At 70.8% G+C, this 18,842-nt stretch carries 17 protein-coding genes; 14 read left to right on the top strand and 3 right to left on the bottom strand.

Translation table 11 applies throughout. The features are described 5' to 3' along the window. The first annotated feature begins 1 nt into the window (after window position 1). Both ABD235_RS33045 and ABD235_RS33040 read left to right on the top strand, forming a co-directional pair. Window positions 2-1,396: an NAD(P)H-hydrate dehydratase gene (locus tag ABD235_RS33045; RefSeq protein WP_344181402.1), complete on the top strand. Its 1,395-nt coding sequence runs from the start codon at window positions 2-4 to the stop codon at window positions 1,394-1,396. A 59-nt stretch (window positions 1,397-1,455) separates the two neighbouring features. Beyond that, window positions 1,456-4,443 carry a sugar-binding protein gene (locus ABD235_RS33040; RefSeq protein WP_344181400.1) on the top strand — a complete coding sequence of 996 codons (2,988 nt, stop codon included), beginning with the start codon at window positions 1,456-1,458 and terminating at the stop codon, window positions 4,441-4,443. On the opposite strand, the gene ABD235_RS33035 is transcribed toward ABD235_RS33040, so the two are convergent. Then, window positions 4,427-5,167, bottom strand: a complete 741-nt coding sequence (locus ABD235_RS33035; protein ID WP_344181398.1) for an META domain-containing protein — start codon at window positions 5,165-5,167, stop codon at window positions 4,427-4,429. The two genes, ABD235_RS33040 and ABD235_RS33035, sit on opposite strands and share 17 nt — an antisense overlap. Before the next feature lie 325 nt (window positions 5,168-5,492). Between ABD235_RS33035 and ABD235_RS33030 the strand changes: the two genes are divergently transcribed. The 10 genes from ABD235_RS33030 to ABD235_RS32985 all read left to right on the top strand — a co-directional run bounded on the left by ABD235_RS33030 (window position 5,493) and on the right by ABD235_RS32985 (window position 14,222). Next, window positions 5,493-6,722: a GH12 family glycosyl hydrolase domain-containing protein gene (locus tag ABD235_RS33030; protein ID WP_344181396.1), complete on the top strand. Its 1,230-nt coding sequence runs from the start codon at window positions 5,493-5,495 to the stop codon at window positions 6,720-6,722. A gap of 66 nt (window positions 6,723-6,788) precedes the next feature. Continuing rightward, complete coding sequence (locus ABD235_RS33025) at window positions 6,789-7,430, top strand: HAD family hydrolase (protein ID WP_344181394.1); 642 nt, start codon at window positions 6,789-6,791, stop codon at window positions 7,428-7,430. 15 nt (window positions 7,431-7,445) lie between these two features. Further along, window positions 7,446-8,597: an alanine racemase gene (alr, locus tag ABD235_RS33020; protein WP_344181392.1), complete on the top strand. Its 1,152-nt coding sequence runs from the start codon at window positions 7,446-7,448 to the stop codon at window positions 8,595-8,597. Continuing rightward, entirely contained in the window at window positions 8,597-9,706 is a 1,110-nt protein-coding gene (locus ABD235_RS33015; RefSeq protein ID WP_344181390.1) for an alpha/beta fold hydrolase, read from the top strand. The genes alr and ABD235_RS33015 overlap by 1 nt, the downstream gene beginning before the upstream one ends. After that, window positions 9,703-10,632, top strand: a complete 930-nt coding sequence (tsaE, locus tag ABD235_RS33010; protein WP_344181388.1) for a tRNA (adenosine(37)-N6)-threonylcarbamoyltransferase complex ATPase subunit type 1 TsaE — start codon at window positions 9,703-9,705, stop codon at window positions 10,630-10,632. The genes ABD235_RS33015 and tsaE overlap by 4 nt, the downstream gene beginning before the upstream one ends. Window positions 10,633-10,634: 2 nt before the next feature. Beyond that, window positions 10,635-11,303 (top strand): tRNA (adenosine(37)-N6)-threonylcarbamoyltransferase complex dimerization subunit type 1 TsaB, encoded by a 669-nt coding sequence (gene tsaB, locus ABD235_RS33005; protein WP_344181386.1) that lies wholly within the window; start codon window positions 10,635-10,637, stop codon window positions 11,301-11,303. Then, entirely contained in the window at window positions 11,300-11,740 is a 441-nt protein-coding gene (gene rimI / locus ABD235_RS33000) for a ribosomal protein S18-alanine N-acetyltransferase (RefSeq protein WP_344181384.1), read from the top strand. Before tsaB ends, rimI begins: the two co-directional genes overlap by 4 nt. Then, complete coding sequence (gene tsaD / locus ABD235_RS32995) at window positions 11,737-12,789, top strand: tRNA (adenosine(37)-N6)-threonylcarbamoyltransferase complex transferase subunit TsaD (protein WP_344181382.1); 1,053 nt, start codon at window positions 11,737-11,739, stop codon at window positions 12,787-12,789. The genes rimI and tsaD overlap by 4 nt, the downstream gene beginning before the upstream one ends. 258 nt (window positions 12,790-13,047) lie before the next feature. Beyond that, entirely contained in the window at window positions 13,048-13,488 is a 441-nt protein-coding gene (locus tag ABD235_RS32990; protein WP_344181380.1) for a GNAT family N-acetyltransferase, read from the top strand. Next, the gene (locus ABD235_RS32985) at window positions 13,485-14,222 is read left to right on the top strand and encodes an alpha/beta hydrolase family protein (RefSeq protein ID WP_344181378.1); all 738 of its coding nucleotides are present in this window, start codon (window positions 13,485-13,487) and stop codon (window positions 14,220-14,222) included. Before ABD235_RS32990 ends, ABD235_RS32985 begins: the two co-directional genes overlap by 4 nt. Here the strand turns inward: ABD235_RS32985 and ABD235_RS32980 are convergent. Both ABD235_RS32980 and ABD235_RS32975 read right to left on the bottom strand, forming a co-directional pair. Then, entirely contained in the window at window positions 14,219-14,869 is a 651-nt protein-coding gene (locus ABD235_RS32980; RefSeq protein ID WP_486336034.1) for a phosphotransferase enzyme family protein, read from the bottom strand. The genes ABD235_RS32985 and ABD235_RS32980 overlap by 4 nt on opposite strands. Window positions 14,870-15,027: 158 nt before the next feature. After that, entirely contained in the window at window positions 15,028-15,975 is a 948-nt protein-coding gene (locus ABD235_RS32975; protein WP_344181374.1) for an LLM class flavin-dependent oxidoreductase, read from the bottom strand. Between the two features lie 75 nt (window positions 15,976-16,050). Here ABD235_RS32975 and ABD235_RS32970 point away from each other — a divergent pair, with 75 nt between their 5' ends. After that, the gene (locus ABD235_RS32970; protein ID WP_344181372.1) at window positions 16,051-17,088 is read left to right on the top strand and encodes an App1 family protein phosphatidate phosphatase; all 1,038 of its coding nucleotides are present in this window, start codon (window positions 16,051-16,053) and stop codon (window positions 17,086-17,088) included. Window positions 17,089-17,164: 76 nt separating this feature from the next. Further along, entirely contained in the window at window positions 17,165-18,448 is a 1,284-nt protein-coding gene (tyrS, locus tag ABD235_RS32965; protein ID WP_344181370.1) for a tyrosine--tRNA ligase, read from the top strand. The last annotated feature ends 394 nt before the right edge of the window (window positions 18,449-18,842 follow it).

The following is an 18,842-nucleotide window of genomic DNA, read 5'->3' as shown; positions in this document are numbered from 1 at the left end:
GATGCGTCGGGCACACACGGTCGAACAGGTCCGGGCCGCCGAGGCCGAGCTGATGGCGAAGCTGCCGGAGGGCACGCTGATGCAGCGCGCCGCCACCGGGCTTGCTGTTGCCATTGGCAACTTCATGGGCCGGACGTACGGCGTCCGCGTGGTGCTGCTGGTCGGCTCCGGAGACAACGGCGGCGATGCCCTGTACGCCGGGGAGAAGCTGGCGCGCCGCGGCGCCCACGTGATCGCGGTGCTGCTGTCGGACAAGGTTCACGCGGAAGGACTGGCCGCGCTGCGCCTCGCGGGCGGGCGCGTCGGTGCGGTCGAGGAGATCGCCGGCGCGGACGTGGTGGTCGACGGGATCGTCGGGATCGGCGGGCGGCCGGGGTTGAAGCCGTCGGCGCTGGAGGCGGTTCGGCTGGCCGGGCAGCACGGGGTGCCGGTCGTCGCCGTCGACGTGCCGTCGGGTGTCGACGTGGACTCGGGCGAGACGCCGGACGAGCACGTCAGGGCCGCGTTGACGGTGACGTTCGGGACGCACAAGATCTGCCACTTCGTGGATCCGGCCGCGGCGGCGTGCGGGCCGGTGCACCTGGTCGACATCGGACTGGACCTGCCGCCGTCGCCGGTGGAGGCGCTGCAGGCGTCCGACGTACAGGCGCTGTACCCGGTGCCGCGCGGGGAGTCGGACAAGTACTCGCGGGGCGTGCTCGGGCTGATGGCCGGGTCGAAGCAGTATCCGGGCGCCGCTGTCATCGCGACGTCGGGCGCGCTCGCGGGACCGCTCGGGATGCTCCGGTACGTCGGGCCGGACGCGGTCGCGGAGGCGGTTCGCGCGGCCCATCCGGAGATCGTGGCGGGCGAGGGCCGCGTGCAAGCCTGGGCCATCGGCTCGGGGCTGGGCGAAGAGCTGGACGTCCCGAAGGTCCGCGAACTGCTCGACTCCGAGGAGCCGGTCGTGCTGGACGCCGACGGGCTCAAGGCCCTCGACGACTCCGGCGACCACGCGAACGTACTGATCACGCCGCACGCCGGTGAGCTGAGCCGGTTGCTGGACGTCGATCGGTCGACGGTCGAGGCCGAGCGGCTGAAGCACGCGCGGCTGGCGGCTGAGCAGTACGACGTAACCGTGCTGCTCAAGGGATCGACCACCGTGGTCACCAGCCCGGACGGCCGGACGCGGGTCAACACCAACGCGACGCCGTGGCTCGCGACCGCCGGCTCGGGCGACGTCCTGGCCGGCTTGTGCGGGTCGCTGCTGGCGGCCGGTCTGGATCCTTTGGACGCGGGAAGTGTGGGCGCCTACCTGCATGCCGCGGCGGCGCAGCTGGCTTCGGAGGCAGGGCCTATCACGGCGATGGCAATCGCGCGCGCTCTGCCCGTGGCGACCAGTCAGATCTTGTACTGACGAACTCCTCGGGATAGGACGGACCCTGTTGGTGTCCCCGCCGCCCTCGGAGTTCGCCCGTGAAGCGTCTTGGTGTGCTGCTGTCCGTTGTCGCTCTGCTGATCGCCGGTCTTCCGGCCACGGCCCAAGCCCGGCCGGCGCCGTACCAGGCGGACCGGGCAACGAAGATCGACGTGATGGGCGAGTGGGCCCACCCCGACGACGACACCAGCATCATCGGGCCGTGCGGCGTGTGGCACCAGCGGTACGGCGTGAAGTGCGGCGTGATCATGGTGACCCGCGGTGAGGGCGGCGGCAACGCGGTCGGCACCGAGCTCGGCCCCGATCTCGGGCTGCGCCGCGAGAACGAGGACCGGGTCGCGCACTACCGCTCGGGCACGGTCGACATCTTCAACCTCGACCGGATCGACTTCTTCTACAACCAGAGCGCGCCGCTGACGCAGTACTTCTGGGACGAGGAGGAGACGCTGCGACGCGTCACCCGCGTGATCCGGACGACCCAGCCGGAGATCTACATCGGCTTCACGCCGACGCTCGCCGCGGGCCACGGCAACCACCAGCAGGCCGGGCGCCTGATCTGGGAAGGCGTGCTCGCCGCGGCCGACCCGACGCGCTTCCCCGAGCAGCTGCGGGGGAAGAACGCGTTGAGCACCTGGCAGGTGAAGAAGGTGTTCTCCGGCGGCAGCACGGCGGGCACCGGCGGTACGACGACCGCCGCCAACTGCGCGACCGGATTCGTCCCGACCAGCCAGGACACGGTGGCCGGCATCTGGACCGGCTACGACTCGCCGTACAAGTGGCCGGCCGGCAACGTCCAGGGCCAGCCGGCCGGTACGCCGAAGATCTGGCAGCAGGTCGCCGACGAGGGCCGCGCGGCGTACCCGACGCAGAGCCGCGTGATGTACAAGGGCACGTCGGCGCCGGCCTGCCCGAAGTTCGCGATGACGCAGGCGTTCGTCCCGTTCCAGCCGAACAGCAGTCCGGCCGCCGGGCGCGACGACGCGATCCTGTTCGGCGCGACGAAACCCGATTCCGGCGGATTGCCGGTCGGCACGCTCGAGTACCTGACGTTCTCCCGCTTCGCCAACGTCGCCGATGAGCCCTTCCAGGCGACTGTGCACCTCCGCGCCCCGCGCGGAAAACTTGCCAAGGGCAACGTCACCCTCACGGTTCCGCAGGGTTGGACGACCGACGGACCCAAGCCGGTCCCGCGGCGCGCCGACGCCGCGATCACCTTCACGGTGACGCCGTCGGCGACCGCCCCGGTGAACCAGCTTGCCAAGATCTCCGCGCTCTACAGCACCGGCGAGGCCACCGGCTACACCGACAACGTGGTCCGGATCGTCTCGGCGGCCGAGGGCCGGTTCCAGCGCTGGGGCAACTGGCAGGAGTACGACGAGTGGCTGGCGCGGACCGCGCCGCAGGCCACGCGGCTCGGCCGTTCGGCCGCGATCCAGTCGATCGGCGTCGGCCGCACGCTCGACGTACCGGTCGTCGTGCACAACTGGTCGGCCGAGCCCCAGAGCGGCAGCGTCAGCCTGGGGCTCCCGCCGAACTTCACCGCCGACGCGACGACCAAGGCGTATCCGGCCGTTGCCCCGGGCACCGAGACCACGGTGACCTTCAAGGTCACCAACACCGACACGACCCTGCCCGCCACGCAGAACGTCGATGTCCCGATCACCACCACGTACGCCGGGGGCACCGGCAGCGAGACGCTCACGCTGTCCGTCGTACCGACCACCGCGATCGCACAGACCACGACCGCGCCGACCATCGACGGCAAGGCGTCGGCCGGCGAGTACCCGGGACAGACGCTCGACCTCGGCCGGATCTGGCAGGGCGCGTCCACCTGCACCGGCGTCGACGACTGCGGCGTCTCACCGACCGGCGAGGGCAGTACGGCGAAGGTCAGCTGGTCCGACGACGCGCTGTACTTCTTCGTGCACGTCCGCGACGACTTCCAGTCGTACGCCGTCACGCCGGCAGAGTGCGTCGGCCACTGGCAGGCCGACTCGGTCGAGATTCTGCTCGACCCGCGCGGTACGGCGTCGCAGGCGCTGATGGACACGGCGAACACGTTCAAGCTCGGCATCTTCCCGTTCAGCAACGACCCCGCCCACGGCAACGGCCCGTGCTGGTCGCGCGACGCCGACAACCACCAGGGCTACTCCAGCGGCGCGCTCGACACCGGCAACGCTCCCGGCGTCGAGGTCGCGTCGACGGCGACCTGGGTCGGCAGCAACGAGACGACCGTCCCGCACACCTACACCGGCTACGACCTCGAGGTGAAGATCCCGCTCGCCACCCTCCCGGCCGCCGTCGACCCGGCGAACCTCGGGCTCAACATCACGCCGTACGACAACGACGACACATCGGCGGCCGGAACGACGACGCTGCGGCACATCGACCAGAGCACGCGGCTCGGCTGGTCGGCGCTCGGCTCGGTGCAGTCCGACCCGTACCGCTGGGGCCGCGCGACGATGCCCGGCTACACGCCGCCCGCGGACCGGCCGACCACGCCGGCGCCGCCGGACGTGTCGAACCCGAACCTGAACGGCGCGCTCTCGCCGCAGACGATCGCGCAGTCGGCGCGCAACCACGTGCCGATCTCGGGACGGGTGCCGACCGACGACCTGAAGCTCCTGTACGCCGGTCTGCGCCCCGCGCGGCCGGGCGTCTCGCCGGCGCTGGACCTGATCACGTCGGCGAGCGGGCCCGGGACTGCCCGGCTCTTCCTCACCACCGGTGAGCTCGGCGCGATCCCGGTCTACACGACCAGCTGCACGACGGACCCGCCGCCGGACTACGGACTCACTCCCTGCGCGGTGACCGACGGTGGCATCCCGCCGTGGGCGCCGGACATGAGCGGGCACGTGGTCAAGCAGGCGTCCAAGCAGCTGACTCCCGGCGTACGGCACTGGTCGGTCCCGCTGACGGCGGCTCAGCTGGCGAAGCTGAAGACCGACGGCCACCTGCTGCTGTCGTACGAGACTCCGGACAACAAGGTGCAGGCCTTCGACGTGCGGCTCAGCCGGCGGCGTTGAAGTCGAGGCCGTCCTGCGCCGGTGTCCGGAGCCGAAGCTTGTCGGCGTCGACGGTGTACGTGACCTCGCCGTTCAGCGTGGCCAGGACCGTCTTCTCCAGTTCGGCCGCCGGGCCGGTGCAGGCCCGGCGGGTGGTGCCGATCTCGCCGAAGGTCAGCTGGTCGCCGGTCCGGGCGACGACGCCCTGGAGCTCGTTGCAGCTGGTCGATCCGGTGACCCGATCGCCGTTGATGGTCAGGTGAACGCCACCGTTGCTCGGGCTGGACACGGACTCGCCGGCGACGACGCTGTCCAGCACCCACTTGGTGCCGTCGAGCGCGACGTCGGGCTGCGCGATCTCCCGGTCCTGCAGCTGAAGGACCTTGCCGCCGGAGGTGATCGTCAGCTTGTCCGCGTCGGTCTTCCAGGTCGGCTCGCTCTCCAGCAGCGCGAGCAGCCACTCCTCCTGCCCTTGCCGCGGCTCGTCGCAGGCCATCTGGGTCATGTTCAGGTCGCCGACCTTCAGCTTGTCGCCTCTGGTCGAGGCCTTGCCGCCGATGTGGTTGCATCCGGCGTTCGCGAACAGCGACCCGTCGTCCTTGAACTGCAGCGAGATCGTGGTGCCCGGCGCGATCTTCTTCGGCACACCGTTCTCACTCAGCCCGGTGGCCAGATAGGTCTTGCCGCCCAGCCCGCTCGCGGCCAGGTCCTGCCCGCACCCGGTCAGCACGACGAGCCCTGCCACTGCCAGCACCGCGAAAGATGTCCTCACACCCCAGGGACGCCGGCGAGCGCGACGGCGTTGCGGTTCAGGCGGTGTTTCGGGTGAAGGCTTGGTCAAGAAAGGCCCCCGGATTGGCGCAATTGATCACAGTTCGATAACGTCACGACGTACGCGAGAGCGATCGAGACGGAGACGACCGGTTCGCCGGTCTGCCGGATCGGCGCGGCGCACTGCAGACGCCCGCCGGACCTGGCCCACTGGAGACCCCCGACGAACAGTTGCCGGGTCATACCGGAGCACTGGGGCGATGCGGTGTGGCCCGTCGAACAGACGAGGAACGTTTCGCATGCCCCTCATCCGAACTGCCCGGACCCGCAAGCTCGTCCCGGCGGTGATCCTTGCCGTCGGCGCACTCGTCGCCGCGCCGATCGTCGTGCACGCGACGAAGGACTCACCGGTGGCGACCGCGAACGCCGCGGACAGCACGGTGACCGACCTCCCGAGCGCCGGCCGCGTCGAGACCTGTGTCCTGGACGCCTACTCGGGCTGCACGGTCGCGCACGGCTTCGGCCAGAAGCCGGTCGCGATCGTCGCGACCGCGTCCGGCGCCGCGATCCTGTCGATCGATCCGGCCCGGACCACCGACGAGAGCTACCGGCTGCGCGCCACGCGGTCCGACGGCCGGCGGTACGCCGCCGGCACCAAGCTGACCTACACCGCGCACTACGACTTCGTCGCCGCGCCGACCCAGCCGACCACGCCGACCCCGAGCCAGACGCCGACCGAACCGCCGGCCAGTACGCCGACGCCGCGGCCGACTCCGACGCCGACGCAGACCCCGACGCAGACCCCGACCACGACGCCGTCGGACCCGCCGACCACGACACCGACCACCACGCCGTCGGATCCCGACCCGACCGCGACGGGCAGCCCGGTCAAGAGCTGCACGACCCCGTCGTTCCGGACCACGTCGACCAACAACCAGGGCGACGGCCGGTCGTTCGGCGCCTACTACGTCCACAACAACATGTGGAACAACGAGAACGGCACCTACACCCTCGGCGCGTGCGACTACGACAACTGGTACCTCGACGTCACGCAGCCGCTCCCTGGTGACCGTGGCGTGCAGGCGTACCCGAACGTCCACAAGGACTACGACGACATCGCCCTGTCGAAGATCAAGTCGGCCACCTTCGCGGCGACGACGCCCGCCTCCTGCGCGGCCTGCATCTACAACGTCGCGTTCGACGCGTGGATCGGCGACAACCTCGACAACGAGCTGATGATCTGGACCGACAACAAGGGTCAGGTGCCGGCCGGTGACAAGGTCGGGACGGTGACCTTCGGCGGCTTCACCTACGACGTGTGGCACGAGCAGGGCTACACCGCCTACGTGTCGCAGAAGACGCAGAAGTCTGGAACCATGCCGCTGGCCAGCTTCTTCGCCGACATGGTCGGCCGCGGCTGGGCGCCGAAGGCCACGACCTGGCAGATCGACTACGGGGTCGAGGTCGTGTCCACCGGCAACACCCAGCAGCACTTCGCGTTCACCGACTTCTCCATCCAGGAGAACTGACCAGCAGGTGCGCTCCCGCGGCCGCCGCGACGTGTCACGTCGCGGCGGCCGCATAGGGTTCGGGGTGTGACCGGTCTGGTGATCTTCGACAACGACGGCGTGCTGGTGGACTCCGAGCGGCTGGCCAACACGATCCTGGCCGAGCTGCTGACGGAGGCCGGGCTGCCGTACACCTTCGAGGAGGCGGTCCGCGACTTCATGGGCGGCAGCATGGTCTCGATGCGGCAGAAGACCGAGGCCCAGCTCGGCCGGCCGCTGCCCGCCGACCTGGAGGACCGTTACCACCAGCGACTGTTCGACGGCTTTGCCAACCTGCAGGCGGTCGAGGGCGTGGGCGCCGTACTGGACCACCTCGACGGCATCGGTACGCCGTACTGCCTGGCCTCGTCGGGCACCCACCAGCGGATCCATACCGCGCTCACCGCGGTCGGGTTCTGGGACCGGTTCGAGGGCCGGATCTTCAGCTCCGAGGACGTCGAGCACGGCAAGCCCGCGCCCGACCTCTTCCTGTACGCCGCGAGCACGCTCGGCGTGAAACCGGCCGACTGCGTCGTCGTCGAGGACAGCCCGCTCGGGGTCGCCGCGGCCAACGCCGCGGGGATGAAGGTGTTCGGGTACGCCGCCATGACCGACCCGGCGAAACTGGGCTCCGCGGACGCGATCTTCCACCAGATGACCGCCCTCCCGGCCCTCATCGAGGCTGCCTGAGACACTGGTAGGGCTATGTCTGAGTCTCTGGTGCCCTCGCTGCTCCGTGCCGAGGCGGTGGTCGATCTCGCCGCCGTGCGGCACAACGTCGCCACGCTCCGTGCCCGACTGACCTCGGCCGAGCTGATGACCGTGGTCAAGGCCGATGCCTACGGCCACGGCATGGTGCCGGTCGCCCGGGCCGCCCGGCAGGCCGGCGCGGACTGGATCGGCGCGGCCGTCCTCGAGGAGGCGCTGCAGCTGCGCGCCGCGGGGGACAACGGCCCGATCTTCTGCTGGCTGACCACGCCGGGTGAGCCGCTGGCCCAGGCGATCGCCAACGACATCGACCTGTCCGCCGGTGCGCCCTGGGAGATCGACGAGATCGCCGCGGGCGTCACCGAGCGGCCGGCGCGGGTGCACCTGAAGATCGACACCGGGATGAGCCGCGGCGGCGCCGTACCGGAGGAATGGCCCGCCCTGATCAAGGCGGCGCTCGAGGAGCAGAAGTCCGGCCGGGTGGTGATCACCGGCATCTGGTCGCACCTGGCGTCCGCCGACGAGCCGAAGAGCCCGGCCAACGAGGCCCAGCTGGAGACCTTCACCGCGGCCGTCGACGTCGCCGAGTCGTTCGGCATCGACCCGGGCTTCAAGCACCTGGCCAACTCGGCCGCCACACTCGCGCTGCCCGAGACGCACTTCGACCTGGTCCGGCCCGGCATCGCGACGTACGGGCTGTCGCCGTTCGGGCACGCGCTCCCCTCCGCGGAGCTCGGCCTGCGGCCGGCGATGACGCTGAAGGCGCGGCTGGCGATGGTCAAGCGGGTCCCGGCCGGCGCCGGCGTCTCGTACGGCCTGACCTGGACGGCGCCGCGGCCGTCGACGCTCGGACTGATTCCGATCGGGTACGGCGACGGCCTGCCGCGGCACGCGTCGAACGGCGGCCCGGTGCAGGCGCGCGGTCACCGGCGGACGGTCGTCGGCCGGATCTGCATGGACCAGTGCGTGGTGAACCTCGAGGACGACGAGGCCGCGGCCGGTGACGAGGTCGTGCTGTTCGGCCCGGGGACCGGTGGCGAGCCGACCGCGGACGACTGGGCCGACGCCGCCGGCACGATCAACTACGAGATCGTCACCCGCCTCGGCCCGCGGATCCCGCGCCGGTACGTGAACGAGGAGCTTGACTGATGGCGAAGGTGGGGCGCACCGCCGGCCTGATCGGCGCGGCGGTCGGAGTGCTGGCCGCCGGCGCGGCCGCCGGGGTCGCGGTCGAACGGCAGGTGATCGGCCGCCGGTCCGGTCAGCGCGCGCAGCTGGAGGCCGAGCCGTTCGGGTCGCTGCGCGGGACGCCGCACGTGTTCACCGCCGACGACGGCGTCGAGCTGTACGTCGAGGTCGACGAGCTGAAGCGGTCCCGCCGGCCCGCGCCGCAGCGCCGCCGGCTGCGCAAGCAGGCCGTGCCCGAGGACCTGACGCTGATCTTCGCGCACGGCTACGGGCTGAACATGGACTGCTGGCACTTCGAGCGCCGCGACCTGGCCGGGATCGGGACGATGGTCTTCTACGACCAGCGCTCGCACGGCCGGTCCGGACGGTCGCCGAAGGAGAACGTCAGCATCGACCAGCTCGGGCGCGACCTGTACGGGATCCTCGAGGAGTACGCACCCACGGGCCCCGTGGTCCTGATCGGGCACTCGATGGGCGGCATGGCGATCATGGCGCTGGCCGAGCAGCACCCGGAGCTGTTCGGCGACCGGGTGATCGGCGTCGGTCTGTGCTCGACCAGCGCGGCCGGGCTGGACGCCGTACCGATCGTGTTCCCCGGCAAGGTCGGCATGCTGGCCCGCGCGCTCGCGACGCCGACCGTCGCGGCGCTGGCGCGGATCCCCGACGTGGTCGAGCGCAGCCGCAAGGCCGGGACCGACATCAGCTACCTGCTGACCCGCAAGTACTCGTTCGGCTCCGAGGTGCCGCCGGCCTTCACCGAGTTCGTCAACGAGATGATCGCCGCGACCCCGATCTCGGTGATCGCGGAGTTCTACCCGATCTTCGCGCTGCACGACAAGACCGGGTCGCTGGAACCGCTGCAGAAGGTGGAGTGCGTGGTGATCGGCGGCGACGCCGACCACCTGACGCCGTTCGAGCACAGCGAGGAGATCGTCCGGCACGTGCCCGGCGCGGAGCTGGTCGAGGTGCGCAACTGCGGGCACCTCGGGCTGATCGAGCACCACCGCGAGTTCACCGCCGCCCTGCTCGGGATGATCGAGCGGGCCGAACAATCCTTGGGACACAGATGACCGACCTGCACGTGGTGGACGCCACGGCCGAGCACGTGGACGAGATCGTCGGCGTGATCCATCACGCCTTCGCGAACCGGCGGACCCTCGACCCGCCGTCGACCGCGCTGTCGGAGAACGCGACGACGGTCGGCGAGGCGGTCGCGGCGTACGGCGGGCTGCTGGCCCGGATCGGCGGCGAGCCGGCCGGCGCGATGCTGTTCCACGTGAACGGCGACGTGCTCGAACTGCGCCGGGTGTCGGTGAACCCGCGCTTCCAGGCGCGCGGCGTCGCGTCGGCGATGGTCGGCTGCGCGGAGGAGGCGGCGCGCCGGCGTGGGCTGACGCGGGTACGGCTGGTCGCGCGGGTCGAGCTGCCGGAGACGGTCGAGTTCTGGCGGCGGCGGGGGTACTCGATCGTCACGCAGGAAGGGCAGAACCTGATCTACGCGAAGGCGATGCCGATCGAGCTGACGGTGCCGACCGCGGAGGAAATGCGGGCGCTGGCCGAGGAGCTGGCCGGGCAGCTGCGGGCGGGCGACGTACTGGTGCTGTCGGGCGATCTCGGCGCCGGGAAGACGACTTTCACGCAGGGGCTCGGGGCCGGGCTGAAGGTTCGCGGGGACATCACGTCGCCGACGTTCGTGATCTCGCGGGTGCATCCGTCGCTGGTCGGTGGACCGGCGTTGGTGCACGTCGACGCGTACCGGCTGGGCGGGATCGCCGAGCTGGACGACCTGGATCTGGATGCCTCGCTCGACGAGGCCGTGACCGTGGTCGAGTGGGGGCACGGGCTGGCGGAGTCGCTGGCCGGGGACCGGCTCGACCTCACCATCACCCGGGGAGACGACGATTCGGATGAGACTCGGTCCCTCCGGATCGCACCGGCTGGGGCTCGCTGGGCTGCTGTCGGGGTTCGTTTGACTGCTACTGCTGAGGTGAACTGATCGTGCTGCTTGCTTTTGACACCTCCAGCGCGGCGGTGACGGTGGCCCTGGCCGACCCGGTCTCCGGGGCGATCGCCGCCTCGTCGACGACCGTGGACGCGTTGCGCCACGGCGAGCTGCTGGCCCCCGCGATCGCCGAGGTGCTGGCGACCGCGGGCTGCGGCGTCAAGGACCTCTCGCGGATCGCCGTCGGGACCGGACCTGGGCCGTTCACCGGTCTGCGGGTCGGTCTGGTGACAGCGCGGACGATGGCCGACGTGCTCGGCATCGAGGTCGTCGGCGTCTGCAGCCTGGACGTCCTCGCCAAGCAGTCGAACCTCGCGCTCCCGGTCGCCGTCGCCACGGACGCCCGCCGCAAGGAGATCTACTGGGCCCTGTACGACGGCCCTGCCGCGGACGGAAGTCGGCGCCGCCTGGAGGGGCCGGCGGTGGACAAGCCGGCCGATGTAGCCCACGTGCTCGCGGGTCTGCCGGTGATCGGCCGGGGTGCCGTGCTGTACGGCGAGGTGCTCGGTGCCGAGGCTGTGGATGTCGTCGAGTACCCGTCGGCCGAGGTGCTGGCTTCGGGGGTTGCCACCGGCACCCTTCAGGTGACCGCTCCGGATCCGTTGTACCTGCGGCGGCCGGACGTGACCATGTCGGGCGGGCCGAAGAGCGTGCTGCCCAAGTGAGCATTCGTCCGGCTCTTCCGTCCGATCAGCCCGCCGTCGTTGCCCTCGACACCGCGTGCTTCCCCAAAGACGCCTGGAATCCCGAGTCCTGGTCCGACGAGTTCACCCGCGCGGACCGCCGGATCCTGGTCGCTGACGAAAGCACTCTCGCGGGCTACGTCGTACTGCTTGTTCCACCAGTTGTGGAAGATCCCGTCGACCTGCTGCGGATTGCTGTCGACCCGGCGTACCGGCGTACTGGTCTGGGCAGGCGGCTGCTGGCAGCTGCTCTGGACTCGCAGCGGGCCCGGACCGTCCTGCTGGAGGTTGCCGCTGGCAACGACGCGGCGATCGGGCTGTACGCCGGGTTCGGGTTTCGCGAGATCAGCCGGCGGCGGGGGTACTACACCGGCGGCGAGGACGCCGTCGTCATGCAACGCGCAGGAGACAATTCATGAGTGAGAACGAGCCGCTGATCCTCGGCATCGAGACGTCCTGCGACGAGACCGGGGTCGGTCTGGTCCGCGGGCACACGCTGCTGGCCGACGCGATCGCGTCCAGCGTCGACGAGCACGCCCGCTTCGGCGGCGTCGTGCCCGAGGTCGCCAGCCGCGCGCACCTGGAGGCGATGGTCCCGACCATCCGCCGCGCCTGCGAGACCGCCGGCGTCAAACCGTCCGACGTCGACGCGATCGCCGTCACCAGCGGACCCGGTCTGGCCGGCGCGCTCCTGGTCGGCGTCGCCGCGGCGAAGGGCCTCGCGCTCTCGCTCGACAAGCCGCTGTACGGCGTGAACCACCTCGCCGCGCACGTCGCCGTCGACACCCTCGAGCACGGTGAGCTCCCCAAGGGCGCGATCGCGATGCTCGTCTCCGGCGGGCACTCGTCGCTGCTCGCGGTCGAGGACATCACCGACGGCGTCGAACCGATGGGCAGCACGATCGACGACGCCGCGGGGGAGGCCTTCGACAAGGTCGCCCGGGTGCTCGGCCTGCCGTTCCCCGGCGGCCCGTATGTCGACAAAGCGGCACGCGACGGTGGGGACCGGGCGTACGTGACGTTCCCGCGTGGATTGACCAGTCAGCGCGATCTGGAGCGGCACCGGTTCGACTTCTCGTTCTCCGGTCTGAAGACGGCGGTCGCGCGCTGGGTCGAGGCGAAGCGGCGCGACGGGGAGGACGTCCCGGTCAACCACGTCGCGGCGGCGTTCCAGGAAGCGGTCTGCGACGTGCTGACCCGCAAGGCGATCGACGCCTGCAAGGACCGGGGCTACGAGCACCTGCTGATCGGCGGTGGCGTCGCGGCGAACTCGCGGCTGCGGCAGATGGCGGAGGAGCGGTGCTCGGCGGCGGGCATCGCCGTACGGGTTCCGCGGCCCGGGCTGTGCACTGACAACGGCGCGATGGTCGCGGCGCTCGGGTCGGAGCTGGTGCGCGCGGGCAAGACGCCGTCGCCGCTCGGCCTGCCCGCGGACTCGTCGATGCCGATCACGACCGTGCTGAACTGATGCCGGATCGCCGGTGGACCGCTGGGCCCGGCCGCCGGTTGGCAGCTGGCGCCGGCCGCCGGTGGGCCGCGGTGCTGGATTGCTGGTGAGGACGGTGGCCGGGTGGGTACCGTCGGTGGGACGCGCGGGCGGGGCCTTCCCGCCGGCCCTCCGCCTGCTCGGTCGGCTGGGACGTCGCTCGCGCCATCCCGCGGTGCCGGCGATGAACGAGCTGGCCGGCGACGAGTTGCAGCTGACGACGACGATGGGGGATTGCTGATGCAGTGGACGTCCGGGGAGTTCGTCGCGGATGACGACCGGGAGCGGATCGACGTCGACGTGGTGCACGGGTTCCTGCGGACGACGTACTGGTCGCCGGGGATCTCGCGCGAGCTGGTGCAGAAGGCGATCGACGGGAGTCTGTGCGTCGGCGTCTACGCGGCCGACGGCGCGCAGGTCGCGTTCGCGCGGGCGGTGACGGACCGGGCGACCTTCGCCTGGATCGCGGACGTGTTCGTGCTCGACTCCGCGCGGGGGAACGGGCTCGGCCGGTTCGTCGTGTCGACGCTGCTGGAGCACCCGGAGCTGCAGGGGCTGCGGCGCACGATGCTCGCCACCGCGGACGCACACACCTTGTACGAGTCGTACGGCTTCCGGCCGCTGGAGAAGCCGGACGTGTTCCTGCACATCTCCCACGACCCCACGGTCCTCTACCAGTGAGTGCTCCCGGCATCGATCTGGTCGCCGCGCCGGCCGGTGCCCGCGACCTGGTCCTGCTCGCGCACGGCGGCATGGAGAACTCGACCGCGGCGACCTCCAGCTGGAAGGCGCCGATCCTCCGCATGTGGCCCTTCGCGGCGGTCGCCCGCAAGGCCGCCCCCGGCGCCGCAGTCGGCCTGATGCGCTTCCGCTACCGCGGCTGGAACGGCCAGTCCGCCGACCCCGCCGCCGACCTCCGCACGATGCTCGACCGCGTGAGCTCACGCTTCGACCGAGTCGTCCTCATCGGCCACTCCATGGGCGGCCGAGCAGTAGTTGCCGCAGGCAATCACCCCCTGGTCGCCGGCGTCCTCGGCCTGGCCCCGTGGCTCCCCACCGGCGAACCACTCGTCCACCTCCGCGGCCCGGTCGCCTTCGCCCACGGCACGGCCGACCGCATCACCTCCCCAGCCGCCACCGCGTCGTACGCCACCCGCCTCCGCGCCGCCGGCATCCCCGTCGCCCTCCTCACCCTCGACGGCGAGAAGCACGCGATGCTCCACCGAGCCCCCGACTGGAACACCATCGTCCGCCGCTTCGTCACCCACGCCCTGACGCCGGGCGAATGCCCCCTCCTCACCACCACCGCCCGCACCGACCGCGTCCCCCGCAGCAACCCAGGCGACGCAGCGCCCACGGCCATCGCCGACATCGCCCGCACCCGCCTCACCCTCCGAGTCGTAGCCAGCCTCTAGGGGCGAAGCTTGACGAAGAGCTCCCGCACTCGGTCGTAGTACTCGTCGGTCCCGTCGCCACCGAACGCGGTCAACTCGGCCCGCAACCGGTGCCTGATCAACTGCACCAGCGTCTCGTCGTCCATCGCCCCGGCGGTCCCGCCCTCGTCGTGGTACCAGGCAACGAACTCCTTCGCCCGCCCGAGATCCGTCGACCAGTGATTCCCGAACTCGCGCGCCGCACCGGCCAGCTCCACCTCCGGAGCGCCCACCCAGGCCTCGTCCCAGTCGATCAACCCGGCGATCCGCCCGTCGTCGACCAGCAGGTTGCCGCGGTAGTAGTCGCCGTGCAGCGGTTGCTTCCGGCGAGTGAAGCCCGCCAGCCACCGGTCCAGTTCACCGCTGCCTCCGGCAAGCTCCAGAAACGACCGCTCCGGCCGGGCGGGCATCACCACATCGCGCAGGCCCCGGTGCACTCTCGCAAGCAAACGTGCGGCCTGCTCGGCCTCAGCAGGGTTGCCCGCATCGAGCCAGCGCCCTTGAACGAGCGGCCACACGCTCACCGGCCGCCCACCAACCCGTACGACGCTGGCGCCGGCCGAGGTCCGGAGCGGCGCCACCACCTCGGCGAGCCGGACAGAGTCGGCGACCTGGTGACACCACTCCATCACCGCGGTCCCACGGGTAACCGGCCCGATCCGAACCACGACGGTGCCGACGCGGTACGCAGCAGACTCTTCACCGCCCGTCAGTCGCTCGGCCGAAGTGCCACTCACGCCCCATTCGGAGTCGACAGCTTCAGCAACATCTGGAGTGAACGCAAACGTCATCGGTTGGCGAGGGCAAGTACGTGCTCGAGTTGCGGCAGGCCGTGCTCGACCTCCGGGTCCGGGAACAGGCCTACGTGGTGGACGCCGGCCGCTTCCAGTGCGTCCAAGTGGGTGGCGGCGTCGTCGAGGGTGCCGATCGGGCCCAGCTCCAACCACCAGTCGGTCGGCATCGTCACCAGCCCGGGGACGCCGAGCTCGTCGTACCGGCGGACCAGGTCGTCGTAGAACGGCAGCGCGGGCAGCGCCGGGTTCTTCTCCTCGAGCAGCCCGGCCAGCCAGGGCGCGGTCCACTCGTACGCCGTCTTGCGGTCGGCTCGCACACAGAAGGCACTGAACGCAGCGACCACGAACCCGTCCGGCGACCCCGCGTTCTCCACCGAAGCCCGCACGTACGACGGCGACGCCGGCTCGGCCAGCACGACGCCTCCGCCGACGCGCCCCGCGAGCGCCAGCGACTTCGGGCCGCGGACGCCGAGCAGGATCGGCGGGGCAGCGGCCGGGGGAGCGTCGAGCTTCACGTTGTCGAGGTAGACGGTCCGGCCGTCCATCGAAACGGTCTCGCCGGCCAGCAGACGGGTGACGGCGACCGTGACCTCGTCGAGCGCGGTCAGCGGCGACTTCGGCCGGACGCCCATCTGGCCCATCCACTCCTGCACGCCGTGGCCGATGCCCGGCAGGAAGCGCCCCGGCGCGAGCGCGCACAGCGTCGCGATCTCCATCGCCGTGACGGCCGCCGTACGGGCCACCGCGGGCAGGATGCCGAGCCCGACGGTCAGCCGCTCGGTGACGCTCAGCGCCGCCGCGGACAGCGTCGGCCCGGCGGTGTAGAAGCAGTCCTCGATGACCCACAGCTCGTCGGCCCCACCGGCCTCCAGCCGCCGCGCCACGTCCGTCACCAGGGCAGCGGGCCAGGTCCGCGGGAAGCACATTCCGATCGATGTCATACCGAGAACGTAAAGGTCTGGACCGACAGTCGCCTCGACAGGCGTACGGGACCTGTGGGCGGGTAGGTTCGGGACATGGCCCGTCCGCACTACTCCTCCCGGCTGGAGGACTGGTTCAACCTCGGGATCGGTGCGCTCCTGCGCCGGCGCGGCTGGCGGGAGCGGATCATCCCGCACGTCGGCTACGGCAACTCCGAGTACGTCCGCGTCCTCGCGCGGGTCGTGCTCAGTCGCGACCCCCGCAACCAGCCCCGGTACGACGAGGACCAGGTGGTGCGCGGCTGGAAGATGTTCGTCACCGCGCCGGCCACCAAGGTGAAGGTGTCGGTCACCGTTGCCGGCGAGAGCTTCGACGCGCTGACCGACCGCGGCGGCTTCATCGACCTCGCCGTACCGGTGGTGCTGCCGCCGGGCTGGCACGAGATCAGCCTCGGCGTGCACGGCGAGCGGCAGGCCCGCGGCAAGGTGTACGTGCCCGACCCGGCCGCGACCTTCGGCCTGGTCAGCGACATCGACGACACGGTGATGCTGACGATGCTGCCGCGACCGCTGATCGCCGCGTGGAACACGTTCGTCCGCGACGAGCAGGCGCGCCGCGTCGTACCGGGCATGGCCGAGATGTACGCCGAGCTGCTGGCCGACCAGCCCGGTGCGCCGATCTTCTACCTGTCGACCGGTGCCTGGAACACGGCGCCCACGCTGACCCGCTTCCTGGCCCGCCACGGGTACCCGGCAGGTCCGCTGCTGATGACCGACTGGGGGCCGACCAACACGGGCTGGTTCCGCAGCGGGCAGGAGCACAAGCGCACCGCGCTGCGCCGGCTGGCCAAGGAGTTCCCGACGGTCCGCTGGGTCCTGATCGGGGACGACGGCCAGCACGACCCGCAGCTGTACGGCGACTTCGCGCAGACCCACCCGGACCACGTCCGGGCGATCGGCATCCGCCAGCTGACCCCGGCCGAGCAGGTGCTGTCCCACGGTCTCCCCGTGCCCAACCCGGACCCGGGTGCCCACGACCCGCAGCGCCCGACCGCTGCCACGGTGCACGGGCCGGACGGCCACGCTCTGGTGGCCCAGCTGCGCGCCGTACTGTCGCGGCCGGAGGCCATGTAGGCGGTCCGCTCGTGCTGGGCGCGGGGCCGCCTGGCAGGCTTGGGGTGTTCCGACGTACCCGAGGAGAGAACCGACAGTGACCGACAGCGCAAGCCGCACGCAGGTGCTCGACGACCTGGACAGCCGCGGCCTGATCGCGCACTCGACCGATCCCGACGCCCTGCGCGCCTCGATGGCCGAGGGACCGATCACCTCGTACGTCGGTTTCGACCCGACCGCGCCCAGCCTGCACATGGGGAACCTGCTGCAGCTGCTGACGCTGCGCCGGCTGCAGCTGGCCGGCCACAACCCGATCGGCCTGGTCGGGGGAGCCACCGGACTGATCGGTGACCCCAAGGAGACCTCCGAGCGGGTGCTGAACCCGAAGGACGTCGTCCAGCAGTGGGTGGAGCGGGTGCGGAGCCAGGTGGAGCGGTTCCTGGACTTCGACACCTCGCTGCCGAACCCGGCGCGGATGGTGAACAACTACGACTGGACCAAGGACCTCAACACGCTCGACTTCCTCCGAGACATCGGCAAGCACTTCCCGGTGAACCGGATGCTCGGCCGCGAGGTGGTGAAGGCCCGGCTCGAGCAGGGGATCAGCTACACCGAGTTCAGCTACGTCCTGCTGCAGTCGCTGGACTACCTGGAGCTCTACCGGCGGTACGGGTGCACCCTGCAGACCGGTGGCAGCGACCAGTGGGGAAACCTGACGGCCGGGGTCGAGCTGATCCGGCGTACGGAGTCGGGCAAGGCGCACGCGCTGGCGACTCCGCTGGTGACGAAGGCGGACGGGACCAAGTTCGGCAAGACCGAGTCGGGGACCGTGTGGCTGGACCGGGAGCTGACGTCGCCGTACGCGTTCTACCAGTTCTGGTTCAACACCGACGACCGCGACGTGATGCAGCTGGTCCGGTACTACACGTTCCGTACGGCGGACGAGATCGCCGAGCTGGAGAAGGCGACTGCCGATCGACCGCACGCCCGGGAGGCGCAGCGGGTGCTGGCGGAGGACGTGACGACGCTGGTGCACGGTGCGGAGGACACGGCGCACGTGCAGCTGGCCGCGAAGGCGCTGTTCGGGCAGTCGGATCTCCGGGAGCTCGACGGGGAGACCCTGGTCGCGGCGCTTCGCGAGGCGCCACACACCGAGGTGTCTGCCGCGGCGATGCCCACGGTGGCGGACCTACTGGTGCAGACCGGCCTGGTGGCGAGCAAGTCGGCCGCGCGCAGGACCGTGTCCGAAGGTGGCGCGTACCTGAACAACGAGAAGGTCAGCGACGCCGAGTACGTGCCGACGACCGAGGACCTGCTGCCGGGTGGCGCGCTGGTGCTGCGGCGCGGGAAGCGTTCGTTCGCAGGGGTTCTGGCCGGCTGACGTATCCCACGGAGTCGATGCCGGAGGCAAATTACACCGTTGTGATGCTGCCCACCGGACGCCGATTTGACCGGCCACCTCGCCGCCACGTACTGTTCTTCTTGTTGGAGCGAGGCGCGGGACGCGAAAGCGGCCGGTCGCTCCGAACCCCCCAAAGCTAACGCAGTCGATACAAGTCTTCGGACTCGGGTCGGCGGATCTGGCGCGGGAGGCGGTCAGAAAAATCGGGTCTTGACTCGGTGGATCTGGTCCGGTAGAGTAACGCAGGTTGCCCCGGAGTCCTGGCTGAGAAGTCACGGACGCGGTGTGCGCCCGATTCTTGAGAACTCAACAGCGTGCCGAAAGTCAATGCCGAAATTTAGCATTAACCCCCATTCACGGGTCATCTTTTTGA

It is taken from the genome of Kribbella lupini (genome assembly GCF_039529595.1).
Lineage (GTDB): Bacteria > Actinomycetota > Actinomycetes > Propionibacteriales > Kribbellaceae > Kribbella > Kribbella lupini.
This window is presented reverse-complemented; position numbering and strand designations above follow the sequence as displayed.